At 54.5% G+C, this 14,775-nt stretch carries 9 protein-coding genes; all 9 read right to left on the reverse strand.

From position 1 onward, the window contains the following. Positions 1-10 precede the first annotated feature (10 nt). The gene (infB, locus tag FPZ45_RS17765) at positions 11-3,013 is read right to left on the reverse strand and encodes a translation initiation factor IF-2 (RefSeq protein WP_144704860.1); all 3,003 of its coding nucleotides are present in this window, start codon (positions 3,011-3,013) and stop codon (positions 11-13) included. Then, positions 3,006-3,338, reverse strand: a complete 333-nt coding sequence (locus FPZ45_RS17770) for a YlxQ family RNA-binding protein (RefSeq protein WP_144704863.1) — start codon at positions 3,336-3,338, stop codon at positions 3,006-3,008. The genes infB and FPZ45_RS17770 overlap by 8 nt, the downstream gene beginning before the upstream one ends. Beyond that, positions 3,322-3,642: an RNase P modulator RnpM gene (gene rnpM / locus FPZ45_RS17775; RefSeq protein WP_144704866.1), complete on the reverse strand. Its 321-nt coding sequence runs from the start codon at positions 3,640-3,642 to the stop codon at positions 3,322-3,324. The genes FPZ45_RS17770 and rnpM overlap by 17 nt, the downstream gene beginning before the upstream one ends. Before the next feature lie 11 nt (positions 3,643-3,653). Beyond that, a complete protein-coding gene (gene nusA / locus FPZ45_RS17780) occupies positions 3,654-4,751 on the reverse strand; it encodes a transcription termination factor NusA (protein WP_144704869.1) in 1,098 nt (365 codons plus the stop codon). Between the two features lie 71 nt (positions 4,752-4,822). Further along, the gene (gene rimP, locus FPZ45_RS17785; protein WP_144704872.1) at positions 4,823-5,284 is read right to left on the reverse strand and encodes a ribosome maturation factor RimP; all 462 of its coding nucleotides are present in this window, start codon (positions 5,282-5,284) and stop codon (positions 4,823-4,825) included. A gap of 194 nt (positions 5,285-5,478) precedes the next feature. Further along, positions 5,479-9,783 carry a PolC-type DNA polymerase III gene (locus tag FPZ45_RS17790; protein ID WP_425457018.1) on the reverse strand — a complete coding sequence of 1,435 codons (4,305 nt, stop codon included), beginning with the start codon at positions 9,781-9,783 and terminating at the stop codon, positions 5,479-5,481. A 914-nt stretch (positions 9,784-10,697) separates the two neighbouring features. After that, a complete protein-coding gene (proS, locus tag FPZ45_RS17795; RefSeq protein WP_144704878.1) occupies positions 10,698-12,146 on the reverse strand; it encodes a proline--tRNA ligase in 1,449 nt (482 codons plus the stop codon). Positions 12,147-12,210: 64 nt separating this feature from the next. Beyond that, entirely contained in the window at positions 12,211-13,473 is a 1,263-nt protein-coding gene (rseP, locus tag FPZ45_RS17800) for an RIP metalloprotease RseP (protein ID WP_144704881.1), read from the reverse strand. 116 nt (positions 13,474-13,589) lie between these two features. Continuing rightward, entirely contained in the window at positions 13,590-14,732 is a 1,143-nt protein-coding gene (locus FPZ45_RS17805; RefSeq protein ID WP_144704884.1) for a 1-deoxy-D-xylulose-5-phosphate reductoisomerase, read from the reverse strand. Between the last annotated feature and the right edge of the window lie 43 nt (positions 14,733-14,775).

Genomic DNA, 14,775 nt, shown 5'->3' on the forward strand with positions numbered 1-14,775 from the left:
ACTGCTGGGATTAGCGCTCAACCGATTCCATGACGAAGGCTTCGATAATGTCGCCTTGTTGGAGGTCATTGAATTTATCCAGCGTAATTCCGCATTCATATCCTTCCGAAACTTCCTTGGCATCATCCTTGAACCGCTTGAGGGAATCGATCTTGCCTGTGTAGACAACGATTCCTCCGCGAGTCAGGCGAGCTTCGGCGTTCCGGCTGATCTTGCCGTCGATAACCATACAACCGGCGATCGTGCCGACTTTCGTAACCTTGAACGTCTCGCGAACTTCCGCGTGACCGATCACTTTTTCCTTGAATATCGGATCGAGCATGCCCTTCATCGCATATTCGATCTCTTCGATCACTTTGTAGATAATCGAGTGCAGGCGCACATCAACCTTCTCTTGCTCGGCGATGCCTTGTGCGCGCGGTTCCGGACGAACGTTAAAGCCGATAACGATCGCGGAAGAAGCGGAAGCCAGAATAATGTCCGACTCCGTAACGGCGCCTACGCCGCTGTAGATGGTCCGCACGCGAACGCCTTCGATCTCGATTTTCTCGAGCGAGCCTTTGAGCGCTTCGAGCGAGCCTTGAACGTCCGCTTTCAAGATGACGTTCAATTCCTTCATGTCGCCTTCTTTGATCTTGCTGAACAGATCTTCGAGCGTTACCGCTTGGTTCGCCTTCATCTGCGATTGACGCGTCTTAATCGAACGCTTGTCGGAAATCTCGCGCGCTTTGCGCTCGTCTTCGAACACCATGAACGGATCGCCCGCCTGCGGAACTTCCGTCAGACCGGTAATCTCGACCGGAGTCGACGGTCCCGCTTCTTTAATACGGCGGCCGCGGTCGTTCGTCATCGCGCGAATCCGTCCGAAGCAATCGCCTGCCACGAACGCGTCGCCGACTTTAAGCGTACCGTTCTGCACGAGAATCCGGGCAACCGGTCCTTTTCCTTTGTCGAGCTCGGCTTCCATGACTGTACCGCGTGCGCGTTTGTTAGGGTTCGCCTTATAATCGTTCACTTCGGCGACGAGCAAGACCATCTCCAACAAGCCATCCAAGTTCAGCCGTTGCTTAGCGGACACTTCGACGAAGATCGTGTCTCCGCCCCACTCTTCCTGAACGAGTCCGTACTCGGTCAATTCCTGCTTGACTTTGTCCGGATTCGCGGACGGCTTGTCGATCTTGTTCACGGCCACGATAATCGGGACGTTCGCCGCTTTCGCGTGCGCGATCGCTTCCACGGTCTGAGGCATGACGCCATCATCCGCGGCAACGACCAGAATCGTAATATCGGTAACCTGCGCTCCGCGGGCACGCATCGTCGTGAACGCTTCGTGACCAGGCGTATCGAGGAACGTAATTTTCTTGTTGTTGATTTCGACTTGGTAAGCTCCGATATGCTGCGTAATGCCGCCGGCTTCGCCGCTAGCGACTTTCGTTTCGCGAATCGCGTCGAGCAGGGTCGTTTTACCGTGGTCAACGTGTCCCATAATTGTGACAACCGGTGGACGGCTAATGAGATCGTTCGGATCGTCGTTTTCTTCGATGGTTTCGAAGTTCGTATCCTCTACGACGATCTTCACTTCGGCTTCTACGCCATATTCGGAGACGACAAGCAAGACGGTGTCGAGATCCAGATCTTGGTTGATCGTGGCCATCACGCCCATCATAAGGAGCTTCTTGATCACTTCGGAAGCGTCTTTATGAAGCAACTTCGCCAATTCGCCTACTGTCATGTTACCGCGAACGATAACCTTCTTCGGCGTATTGTCAATCTTCTCGCGCGGCGGTTGATTGTTCTTACGAGCGTTCTTGCCGCCTTTGCCCTTGGCACTTCTATAATTGTTTCTGCTGTCGTCGAAGCGGCTGTTCTGATCTTTCCGCTTGCCTGCTGCTCCCGGACCGCCGGAACGGTTGAAATCCCCCTCGCGGCCTTTACCGTCGCGTCCGCCCCTGTTCGCTCCTGTTGCAGACGGAGCCGGACTGCGACCTGCGCCGACGCCTTGACCCGGACGGGCAGAAGTCGCGCCTCCGCCTTGCGGACGATTGAATCCACCTTGGCCGCCTTGACCGCCTTGCGGGCGGTTGAATCCGCCTTGGCCTCCGCCTTGCGGACGGTTGTACCCACCTTGACCACCTTGACCGCCTTGACCGCCTTGCGGGCGGTTGTATCCGCCTTGGCCGCCTTGACCGCCTTGCGGACGGTTGTATCCGCCTTGGCCGCCTTGACCACCCTGCGGACGGTTGTATCCGCCTTGGCCGCCTTGACCACCCTGCGGACGGTTGTATCCGCCTTGGCCGCCTTGACCGCCCTGCGGACGGTTGTATCCGCCTTGGCCGCCTTGACCGCCTTGTGGACGGTTACCATCGCGGTTATATCCGCCTTGACCGCCTTGCGGACGGTTGCCATCGCGGTTGTATCCGCCTTGGCCGCCTTGACCACCTTGTGGACGGTTGCCATCGCGGTTATATCCACCTTGGCCGCCTTGCGGACGGTTGCCGTCGCGATTATATCCGCCTTGACCGCCTTGCGGACGGTTGCCGTCGCGGTTATATCCGCCTTGGCCGCCGCTTTGTGGACGATTGCCGCCTTCGCGTTGAGTCGGCGCGGACGGAGCAGCCGTGTTCGCAGAAGAAGCAACCGGAGCCGTCGGCGCTTCTTGCGTCGACGAAATAACCGGAGCAGCCGGACGTGCTTGCTGTACCGGCTCTTTCGGTGTTTCGGCGCTTGGCGCGCTTGCTGCGGCAGGTGCCGCGGATTGTGGACGACGCTCAGGTGCAGTTGCCGGTTTAGCGGAAGCTTGGGCCATTTTAGCCGCGGCATTCGCTTTAATATCGCGGAAGAATTTCTCCACCGCGCCCGTCATGCCGTCTTCCATCACGCTCATATGGTTGTTGACCGGCATGTTCATTCTTTTCAATATGGTTATGACTTCCTTGCTGCTCATATTGAGCTGCTTGGCGTATTCGTAAACTCTGAGCTTATCCTTGTTATCCGTTTGATCTTGTTTACTCAATATTCTCCACCTCCGAGTGATGATTCCAACCGGCGGCCAGCATATCCGCAAATCCCCTATCCGTAACAGCAAACATCACGCGTTCGGGTTTCCCGACAGCCGATCCCAATTCGAATCGTGTAAAACCGACTAACAGTGGCACACCGTAACTCTTGCATTTATCGCTAATTTTTTTCGCCGTATTACCCGATGCGTCGCCGGCTAGCAAGACAAGCTTAGCTTCGCCCGATCTGATCGCCTTAAGCACGATTTCCTCGCCGCTGATCAACTTGCCCGCCCTCGTGGCGAGGCCAAGCCGGGACAACACTTTATTCGCCGTCTTCATCGTCGTCCGCCAGCTCCTTATTCGCCTGGAACTGATCCTCCACTAGAATGAAGTCCGCTTCCAGACGGTCGTAAATCTCGGATCCAACCGGCGTCTTCAAAGCCCGTTCGAAAGCTTTGGACTTCTTCGCGAGCTTGAAGCAGGCGACATTGCCGCACAAATAAGCTCCACGTCCGGGCTTCTTGCCGGTCAGATCGATCTGAATGTCTCCCTGAGGAGAACGGACGATGCGAATCAGTTCTTTTTTCGGTTTCATTTCCTGGCATGCAACGCATTTGCGCTGCGGAATTTTCCTTGGCCTCACGGCGATCCCCCTTAGTCGATGGATACGCTGTCCTGATGCATTGTCGCTCCGGTCGATTTTGGACGTCCGTACTCCTGTTCGGCCTGAGTCTCGCTCTTAATATCGATTTTCCAACCGGTCAGCTTCGCAGCCAAACGGGCGTTCTGGCCCTTAATGCCGATCGCGAGGGAAAGCTGATAATCAGGTACGATGACGCGCGCCATTTTCTCCGCTTCAAAGACGATGACTTCGAGCACTTTGGATGGGCTAAGAGCGTTCGCGACGTACTCGTCGATCGCCTCCGACCAGCGCACGATGTCGATTTTCTCGCCTTTCAGTTCCGTCACGATCGATTGGACGCGAGTGCCGCGCTGACCGACGCACGATCCGACGGGATCAACTTCTTCGTTACGAGAGTATACCGCGATCTTGGAACGGAAGCCCGCCTCGCGCGCAACAGAACGGATTTCCACGGTACCGTCGAAAATCTCAGGCACTTCCAGCTCGAACAAACGTTTCAACAATCCCGGATGAGTGCGGGAAAGAATGATCTGCGGGCCTTTGCTCGTATTCTCGACCTTCGTGATGAAGGATTTGACGCGATCTCCTTGTTTGAACTTGTCCGTAGGCATCAGCTCGGTGAGCGGAAGAGCCGCTTCGACTTTGCCGAGGTCGACGTATAAGTTGCGCAGATCCATCCGCTGAATGATGCCTGTCACGATATCTTGTTCCTTGTCTACAAACGCGTGATAGATCAATCCCCGCTCCGCTTCGCGAATGCGCTGTGTAACGACTTGTTTGGCCGTCTGGGCGGCGATCCGTCCGAAGTCCCGCGGTGTAACTTCGATCTCCGCGATATCGTCGAGCTGATAGTGCGGATTGATCGCTCTCGCAGCTTCGAGCGAAATCTCCAATCGCGGATCCAGAACCTCTTCCACAATCGTTTTGCGGGCGTAGACTTTAATGAGCCCTGTTGTCCGGTTAATATCGACGCGAACGTTCTGAGCCGTATTAAAGTTGCGCTTGTAGCTGGAGATCAGTGCCGCTTCGATAGCTTCGATCAGGACGTCCTTGGCAATGCCCTTCTCCCGCTCGATTTCGGATAGCGCTTCGATAAACTCCATGCTCATGTCTTGTTTATTCCTCCTTAAGCGGCTACTCCGACAGCATATAACCGCGGATCGTCGCCGTTCTCAATAAATTAGAAAACAATGGCCAACCTAGCGGAGGCCACTTTATCGTAAGGGATGGCATGTTTGCGGCGTCCGACTTCCACGATGATCGTCGTTCCGTCGAACTCTTCCAGCCGTCCTTCGAACTCTTTGGCCCCGTCAATCTTTTCGTACGTCGTCACGAACACATGCTTGCCGACCGCTTTCGCGACGTCTTCCGCCTTTTTGAGCGGCCTTTCGGCGCCGGGAGAACTGACTTCCAGGAAATACGCTTCTTCTATAGGATCCAGCTCATCCAATTTTGCGCTGATGAATTCGGAGAAACGGCCGCAATCGTCGATATCGATCCCGCCTTCCTTATCCACGTAAATACGCAAAAACCAGTTGCTGCCTTCCTTCACGTACTCCACGTCCACCAATTCCAACCCGTTCTCCTCCAGGAAGGAGGTCGCGAAGTTTTCGACGATGGACTTGATTTGCGGTGAATTCAATAGGGTATACCTCCCGATGTTCCAAATGGATTGCCGCAGCCTTCACAACCGTAAAGATCCGCAGACAAAACGGAAAGAGTGGGTTTCCCCACTCTTCTGCAGACAGTGTTATCCACATGATTACCAAAATTAATATAACATAATCTTGGCGTTACTGGCAACCACTACTTTCCTCCGGAGATTCCCTCCCACGCTTAGAACAGCATAAGCTGATTCGATTCGGGGAGCCCTCTGAAAGCGCCTAGTCCGGCCAGCACTTCGACGATCGTCTTGCTTGCCCTTGACCGCTGTTGAAAGTCCTCAATCGAGAGGTAGTCTCCCTCTTCGCGGGAAGCCGCGATATTGCGAGCCGCGTTCTCCCCGACGCCGGCGATTGCGCCGAAAGGAGGAATAAGGCTGTCCCCGTCTACAATAAAGCGCGTCGCTTCCGAACGATAGAGATCGACGGTTTTGAACTTGAATCCTCTCGCCGTCATCTCCAGCCCCATCTCGAGAATCGAGATCATGTTTTTCTCTTTCGTCGTCGCTTGAAAGCCTTTCTCCTCGATCTCCAGCAGCATCTTCAAAATCGCGTCGTATCCTTGGCAGAACAGCTCGACGTCGAAGTCCCCGGCGCGTACGGAGAAATACGTCGCGTAATATTCGATCGGGTTATAGAGTTTGAAATAGGCCGTCCGCACTGCGGAAATAACATAAGCCGCGGCATGCGCTTTCGGGAACATATACTCGATGCGCAAGCAGGAATCGATGTACCATTGCGGCACTTTGCACCGCTTCATCTCTTCGATCCACTCCGGCGTCAAGCCTTTTCCTTTCCGCACGCTTTCCGTGATTTTGAACGCCAGCGAAGCGTCCATACCCGCTTTGTAAATCAGGAACAGCATAATATCGTCGCGACAACCAATAACCGTCTTAATCGTGCACGTGTTATTCTTGATCAGTTCCTGCGCGTTGCCGAGCCATACGCCTGTTCCGTGAGACAATCCCGAGATCTGCAGCAGATCGGCGAAGCTCGAAGGTTTCGTCTCCTCAAGCATCTGCCGCACGAACCGCGTTCCCATCTCGGGCACGCCGAATGTTGCCACCGGAGAACGGATCTGCTGCGGTGTGACGCCCAGCGCTTCGACGGAGTTGAACAAGCTCATCACCTTCGGATCGTTCATCGGAATCGTTGTCGGATCGATTCCAGTCAAATCCTGAAGCATCCGCATCATCGTCGGATCGTCGTGCCCGAGTATATCGAGCTTGAGCAAGTTCGCATCGAAGGCATGATAATCGAAATGCGTCGTTTTCCATTCCGCGCTCGTATCGTCGGCCGGGTATTGCACCGGCGTAATGTCTTCTACTTCCATATAGTCCGGAACGACGACGATGCCGCCGGGATGCTGCCCGGTGCTGCGCTTAACGCCCGTGCATCCGGCCGCAAGCCGGTTCAGTTCCGCTCCGCGCCATGACTTGTTATGCTCTTCTTCGTATTTCTTCGTAAAACCGAACGCGGTTTTCTCCGCGACTGTGCCGATCGTTCCCGCACGAAACACGCTTCTCTCCGAGAACAGCACTTTAGTGTAATTGTGTGCATGCGGCTGATATTCCCCCGAGAAGTTCAAGTCGATATCGGGAACCTTGTCTCCCTTGAATCCAAGGAACGTCTCGAACGGGATATCCTGCCCTTCTCCGCGCATGACCGTACCGCATTCCGGACAAAGCTTGTTCGGCAAATCAAAACCGCTCGGTACGCTGCCGTCGAGAAACCATTCGCTGTGCTTGCATTCCGGATTCCGGCACAGGTAGTGGGCGGGCAGCGGATTAACCTCGGAGATGCCTAGGAACGTGGCGACGACCGACGAGCCGACCGATCCCCGCGAACCGACGAGGTAACCGTCTTGGTTCGACTTTTTGACGAGCCGTTCCGAGATCAAATAGTTTGCAGAGAACCCGAACTTGATGATCGGTACGAGCTCCTTCTCGAGCCGCGCCGTGACGACTTCCGGAAGTTCCTCCCCGTACATGCTACGCGCCGTGGCGTAACACGTGTCGCGAATCTCGTCGTCCGCGCCTTCGATGATCGGCGTGAACAGCTCATCCGGAAACAGCTTGATCTCCTCGAAGCGGTCGGCCAGTTCGGACGTGTTGGTCACAACGACCTCGTAGGCCTTTCCATCTCCTAGAAACTTGAACTCTTCCAGCATTTCCGTCGTCGTGCGGAAATGCGCGTCCGGCTTGCGCTGGTCCTTCAGCGGACTGAATCCGGTTATGCCGTGAATCGTAATGTCGCGGAAAATTTTCTCGCGCGGGTTCAGATAATGGACGTTACCCGTCGCGATGACCGGTTTCGTCAGCTTCTCGCCGATCCGAACGATGCGTCGAAGCGCCTCCTCCAGGGATGCTCTGCTGGAGACAAGTCCCTTGTCCAGCAAATGCATATAGAAATCGAGCGGTTGAATCTCCAGTACATCGTAGAATTCCGCAACTTCTTCCGCTTCCTCCTGCGACTTGTTTAGCACCGTCTCGAACAATTCGCCTTTCTCGCATCCGGAAATGACGAGCAACCCTTCGCGATACTCGATGAGCTTGCTTTTCGGAATACAGGCCACACGATTAAAATATTCGGTATGGGATAAAGAAATCAGTTTGTATAAGTTCTTCTTGCCGATCGCGTTAAGCGCGTAGATGCCGCAATGGAACGGTCGGGTCGTCTTCCAGCTCATGTCGTTCAAATCGTTAAGCACGTGCAGTTCGTTGATCCCTTTGGCTTGAATGTCCTTCAGCAAACCGTTCAGAATGCCTCCGAGCGCAATCGTATCGTCGATCGCCCGGTGGTGGTTCTCTAGCGATACCTTATACAGGGACGCGAGCGTGTTCAAGCGATGGTTCTTCATCTTCGGATACAAGTATCTCGCCAATTCGAGCGTATCCAGCGCCGGGTTCGCTATTGGCGGAAGGCCGAATTGCTTGCAGGCGTGCTGCATGAAGCCAATGTCGAAACGAGCGTTATGCGCCACGAGCACGGCGTCTCCGACGAATGCGATGAATTCCTTCAGCTTCGGCTCTAGCTCGGGCGCATCCTTGACCATCTCGTCCGTAATATTCGTCAACTGCTGGATGTTGTAAGGAATCGGTTCGTGCGGATTTACGAATGTCTCGAAACGGTCAATCTCCTGTCCGCCGCGCATCTTGACTCCCGCAAGTTCGATGATCTTATTGTCCGTGACCGATAAGCCGGTCGTCTCGATATCGAACACGACGTATTCGGCGTCCGCTAAGCTTTGTTCTCTCGGCTGGAGCACCATCGGAACCGCGTCATTGACGATGTTCGCTTCGACGCCGTACATGACTTTGATGCCATGCTTCTTGCCGGCTTTCGCCGCGTCGGGATAACATTGCACATTCGCATGATCGGTAACCGCGATCGCTTTATGTCCCCATTTCGCCGCCGTCTTGATATATGCATCTACCGAGGTGACCGCGTCCATCGTGCTCATCGTCGTATGCAGATGAAATTCGACCCGCTTCTCCTCCGCCGTATCCTTCGGTTCGGGCGGCGCCGGAATTTCCCGTATGTCGTTCGGGAACATAACCAGCTCGGGGGGATTAAGAAAGCGGTCATACTCGATTTTTCCCCGCATTTTCACCCACTTGCCGTTGGCGAGCAGACTGAGCATCTTGATATCTTCTTTATTTTTGCCGAAGATCTTGATCGACAAGGAATCCGTAAAATCAGTAATATAACATTGGAATAACGTGCTGCCCGTTCGCAGCTCCTTCGTCTCCAACCCGAAAATGACGCCTTGAACCGTTACCTTCTTCTCTTCTTCGCGAATCTCCTGAATCGGCACGGGCGGCTCTTTAATCTCGTAGCCATGCTGCAGCACTTGCGGCGCTTCGCCTTCCTCGACCGCTGGTGCTTCTTCCCGCGCGCTAGCCATAATCTGCTCGATTGCGGCGCGGTTCTCTTCTTCGATCTTCTGCGTAAATTCCGTATACGTGTCCGCCCGCGGTTCGCCGACGGTCAGCTTCACGCGGAACGAACGCCGAAAACACTCTTCGAAATAGTTGGCAGCATGCGTATCGATCTCTTTTTTGCGGGCCAATTCGAGGTTCGTCTCGTTCAACAAAGCAATCGTCAGCACTCCGCTAGAGTAGCCGACATCCGCTTTCGCCAGCCATCCGTTGACCGAAGCGACTTCCTGCTGCAGACGTTCCACGAAAGCCAGCCAATATTCGCGCACGATCGTTTCCGTTGCGACCTCTTGCGAATAATCGACGGCGAGCGAGATATCCGCAATATGTCCGAGCTTCGTTCTGATCCGTTCGTTCAATCCTATGTAAATCGATCTAGGAAGCAGAGCTTTCTTGCCGATATGGATCGTCCACTGTTTGCGGGAACGGCTAATTTCCACCTTCTCGATATGTCCGTCCCGAAAATGCTGCCCCAGCCACTCGGTCGGCAACTCCGCCTGCTGTAGCAGAACCTCGAACCGTTTGCGTCTATCATCCATCGGCTGCACCCCCACATCCCTCTCTTACTTATGTCGCTATGAAATACAAAAGCTTCCGTGAAAAAGGCCGCCGCGGATTCCAATTCCGCATCCGGACACCGTCTTCCATCAGAAGCTGACGCTGCGCTTTCTCTCTATTTTACCTGAACGCTATCGAACCATCAATAGAATCTCCAGCGGAAAAATTGACCGGTTATAGGCCCCCTACGCTTCACGCATCCCAAGTCATTGTGGCAGAATTGTTCGACTTTTTCGAGTTACTCTCTCCGTTTCCCGCTGTCGTGGCAGAATAGTTCGACTTTTTCGAGTTACTCCTTCCGTTTCCCGCTGCGGTGGCAGAATAGTTCGACTTTTTCGAGTTACTCCTTCCGTTTCCCGTTGCCACAGCAGAATAGTTCGACTTTTTCGAGTTACTCTCTCCGTTTCCCGCTGCCGTGGCAGAATAGTTCGACTTTTTCGAGTTACTCTCTCCATTCCCCGTTGCCGCAGCAGAATAGTTCGACTTTTTCGAGCTACTCTCTGCGTTTGCCGTTGCCACGGCAGAATAGTTCGACTTTTTCGAGTTACTCTCTCCATTTCCCTCTGTCGTGGCAGAGTAGTTCGATTTTTTTCGAGTTACTCTCTCCGTTTCCCGCTGCCGTGGCAGAGTAGTTCGACTTTTTCGAGTTACTCTCTCCGTTTCCCGCAGCCGTGGCAGAATAGTTCGACTTTTTCGAGTTACTCCTTCCGTTTCCCGTTGCCGTAGCAGAATACTTCGACTTTTTCGAGTTACTCCTTCCGTTTCCCGCAGCCGTGGCAGAATAGTTCGACTTTTTCGAGTTACTCCCTCCGTTCCCGTAGCTAGCGCGAAAAAAAGCCGCCAACTCCATATGGAGTGGCGGCGTGTGCTTCACGCGCTTAGGTAATATTGTTGCTTAATAAGCTCTTGCGAAAACGACCGTGTGCTCCGCTGCGTCACCGCAGACGAGGCATTTCGTTTTATTCTCCGCAGGCTCGAACGGAATGTTACGGCTTGTCGCGCCGGTTTCTTCCTTCACCTGCTTCTCGCAAGCGTCGGAACCACACCAGCCCGCCAGAGCGAAGCCTCTCTTCTCTTCCATCGCCGCTTTGTACTCGTCAAGCGTATCGACCGAGAAGAAATTGTCTTCGCGGAACGTACGCGCGCGTTCGTACATATCGCCATGGATTTGCTCGAGCAGCGACTGTACTTCGCCGACCAGATTGTCCAAGGCAACCGATTTCTTCTCGCCGGTAACGCGGGAAACGAGCACGCACTGTCCGTTCTCCAAGTCGCGAGGTCCAAGCTCGAGACGAATCGGAATCCCGCGCATTTCGTATTCGTTGAACTTCCAGCCCGGGGAGACGTCCGCACGATCGTCGACGCGAACGCGAATGCCCGCGGCTTTAAGCTGTGCATACAGCTCGTCCGTCTTGCCGATGACGACTTCCCGCGTCTTCGGCGGGCCGATCGGAATCATCACGACTTGGGTCGGCGCGACCTTCGGTGGCATTACAAGCCCGCGATCGTCCCCGTGAACCATGATGAGCGCGCCGATCAGGCGCGTGCTGACGCCCCATGACGTCGTATGGCAAAATTGCTGCACGTTCTCGCGATCCAAGTATTTGATGTCAAACGCAACGGCGAACTTCGTACCCAAGTAATGGGAAGTGCCCGCTTGTACTGCACGCCCGTCTTTCATCATCGCTTCAATCGAATACGTGTCCACCGCACCCGCGAAACGCTCGGAAGGCGTCTTCTGCCCTTTGATGACGGGGATGGCCAGCACGTTTTCCACGAAATCCGTGTAGACGTCGAGCATCTGCATCGTTTCTCTGCGCGCGTCCGCTTCGTCTTCATGCGCGGTATGTCCTTCTTGCCATAGAAACTCGCTAGTCCGTAGGAACGGCAGCGTTCTTTTCTCCCAACGAACGACATTCGCCCACTGGTTGATCAAGAGAGGAAGATCGCGGTAGGAATTAATCCACTTCGCGTACATATGGCCGAACATCGTTTCCGATGTCGGGCGAATCGCCAGCTTCTCTTCAAGCTGCTCGCCACCCGCTTCGGTCACGAAAGGCAGCTCGGGATTAAAGCCTTCGACGTGCTCCTTCTCTTTCGTGAAGAAACTTTCGGGAATAAACAGTGGGAAATACGCGTTACGGTGCCCCGTTTCCTTAAAGCGTCGATCGAGCTCCTTCTGCATATTTTCCCATAGTTCGTACCCGTCCGGCCGAAAAACGATGCAGCCGCGAACCGGCGAATAATCCATTAATTCCGCTTTTTTAATGACGTCGATATACCAGCGGGAGAAATCCTCTCCTTGCGGCGTAATCTCCGTAACGAATCCTTTATCCTTCGACATGACGGTTCTCCAACTCCCAGCTTATGCTTCCGAAGTGCGTTTCTCCCGAAACGCTTGAAGCGGCTTAATTTCTTACCAATCCAACAATATCGTTATACGTGACAACGATCATCAGCAGCATGAGCATCGCGAATCCAACCAAGTGCACCATGCTTTCCCGGTTCGGATCGACCGGCTTGCCCCGTACCGCCTCCAATCCAAGGAACAGAAGACGGCTTCCGTCCAGCGCCGGAATCGGCAGTAGGTTAAAGATTCCCAAGTACAAGCTGAGCACGCCCGCCCACAAAGTCAATTGAGCCAATCCTTGCTTGGCAATCTCCACGGTAACCTGCGTCGTCTTCACCGGCCCGCCGAGATCGTCCAGCTTGAACTCTCCAAAAATAAGCTTGCGGAAGCCCTCAAATATACGCTCGGTCATCTCTACCATCGTCGTGCCGGCAAAGCTGATCGTCTCGCCGACGCCGGGCTTTCGCATCTCTCCGGACGGATAGATGCCGATTTTTCCCGTTGCCGCGTCCGGCGTCACTTTAATCGGCAGTTCCACTCCGCCCCGTTCCACAATGAGACTTAAAGGCTTTCCTGCCGACGCATTAATCTTGTCTACGAAAGTATTCATATTCCCGCCCACGGGCTCGCCGTTAATCGATTTTACCCAATCTCCCTTTTCCAGGCCGGATTGGGCGGCCGGAGCACCGGCCACGACGTCGGAGATGTACACTTTCGAGGAATTCTCGACAGGAACGCCCTGCAGCACCAAATAGAATGCGAAAAGCACGAAGGCCAGCAGAAAGTTCATGACCGGCCCGGCAAAAATCGATAAGGCGCGCTGCCCTACCGTTTTGTGACCGAATTGCCGATCGAGCGGCGCGATCTGCGTATCCCTTCCCCTTGCGATGATAAGCGCTTGGGGATGAACCGGGTAACGTTCGACGTCGCCGTCCAAATCCAAAGCGATGAACAAATCCTTCTCCAAATCAAGCGACTTTACTTCGCCGCGGAGCACGTCCGAGCGTTCATCCAGACGATCCAAGTAAATTCTCGTGACCGCATTGTCTTTCACTCTTACGGCCAAAGTCTGGCCCGGTTGAACTTCGACCACCTCGGGATCTTCGCCCGCCATGCGCACGAAGCCGCCGATCGGGAGCAATCGCAGCGTGTAGCGCGTCTCCCCCCGTTTAATGGAGAAGAGCTTTGGCCCGAAGCCAATCGCGAATTCCCGCACGAGAATACCTGCTCTACGGGCAAAGTAGAAATGACCCCATTCGTGCAAAGAGACGAGCAAAAAGAACATCAGTACGGTCAACAGTGCAACCTGTATGTTTTCCATCCTTCCAACCCCTTTGTAAATCGAAAGACCGGCGACATCCGCCAACATCTCGAAACGGCTGATCTTAGATTAACATTATTCTCCGCGCCGATTCAAGGGAATACTCCTGAGGGAGGTTACCGGTACGACGCCGCTTCGGTTCGCGCCCAGTCATCCGCCTCCAGAATCGCTTCAAGAGTCGGCGACGGAACGGAAGAATGCTTACTTAGCGCCATCTCGATCGTATCTTCGATCGCAAGAAAAGAGATTTCTCCTCGCAGAAAACGGGCGACCGCTACTTCGTTCGCCGCATTGAATACGGTCGTCGCCGTTCCTCCGCTGCGTCCGGCCTCGTATGCGAGTCGCAGGCAAGGATAACGTTCAAGGTTCATCTCCCGGAAATGTAGCGTCCCTTGCTTCAGCAAGTCGAGCGGCGATGCGGGCGAAGCCACCCGCTCCGGATACGTCAGCGCGTATTGGATCGGCACCCGCATGTCGGGGTTGCCTAGCTGCGCCATTACGCTTGTATCGGTGAATTCCACCATCGAATGCACGATGCTTTCCGGATGAAGCACGACGTCGATCTGATCGTAAGGCAGGCCGAACAGCCAATGCGCCTCGATAACCTCTAACCCTTTGTTCGCCATCGTGGCCGAATCGATCGTCACTTTTGCACCCATGCTCCAGTTCGGATGTTTTAAGGCATCTTCCACGGTCACGTTCTTGAGCTGATCCCGACTTAAATCGCGAAAGCTGCCTCCGGATGCCGTCACGATCAACCGTTTAATCGCTTTGGCGTTCTCGCCGTTCAGACACTGGAAGATCGCGGAATGCTCGCTGTCCACCGGCAGGATCGATACGCCTTTCTCCCGGGCTCGCTGCATAACCAGATGTCCGGCAGTGACGAGCGTCTCCTTATTGGCCAGACCGATATCCGCTCCCGCTTCGATCGCGGCAAGCGTAGAGGTAAGGCCCAAGCTCCCGACCAGCGCGCAGACGACGTAGTTCGCGCCCGCTTCGCTTGCGACTTGCTTAAGCCCAGTCTCACCCGAAACGACGATGACATCGGCGGGCACTTCCGAGCGAATTCGATCCTCGAGTGCTCGCTCCTCGACGGAAATCCATTTAGGCTTGAATTGCCTCGCCTGCTCAAGCAGCAAATCCACGTTGCTGCCGGCTGCCAGGCCGACGACTTCATAGCGCTCCGGCTGTCTGGATATGACATCGAGCGTCTGGGTGCCTATTGAACCCGTACTGCCGAGTACGGCGATTTTTTTCATGACTGCTCCTCCGCTTGCTCTTTATCTTTATGTAACCAAGGAC

It is taken from the genome of Cohnella terricola, from assembly GCF_007786475.1.
GTDB lineage: Bacteria > Bacillota > Bacilli > Paenibacillales > Paenibacillaceae > Cohnella > Cohnella terricola.

Excerpts from the sequence above, each read along its gene's own strand:
- nusA (WP_144704869.1), bottom strand. The coding sequence starts at position 4,751 with ATGAGCATGGAGTTTATCGAAGCGCTATCCGAAATCGAGCGGGAGAAG.
- FPZ45_RS17805 (WP_144704884.1), bottom strand. The coding sequence starts at position 14,732 with ATGAAAAAAATCGCCGTACTCGGCAGTACGGGTTCAATAGGCACCCAG.
- FPZ45_RS17790 (WP_425457018.1), bottom strand. The coding sequence starts at position 9,783 with ATGGATGATAGACGCAAACGGTTCGAGGTTCTGCTACAGCAGGCGGAG.
- FPZ45_RS17770 (WP_144704863.1), bottom strand. The coding sequence starts at position 3,338 with ATGAAGACGGCGAATAAAGTGTTGTCCCGGCTTGGCCTCGCCACGAGG.
- proS (WP_144704878.1), bottom strand. The coding sequence starts at position 12,146 with ATGTCGAAGGATAAAGGATTCGTTACGGAGATTACGCCGCAAGGAGAG.
- rseP (WP_144704881.1), bottom strand. The coding sequence starts at position 13,473 with ATGGAAAACATACAGGTTGCACTGTTGACCGTACTGATGTTCTTTTTG.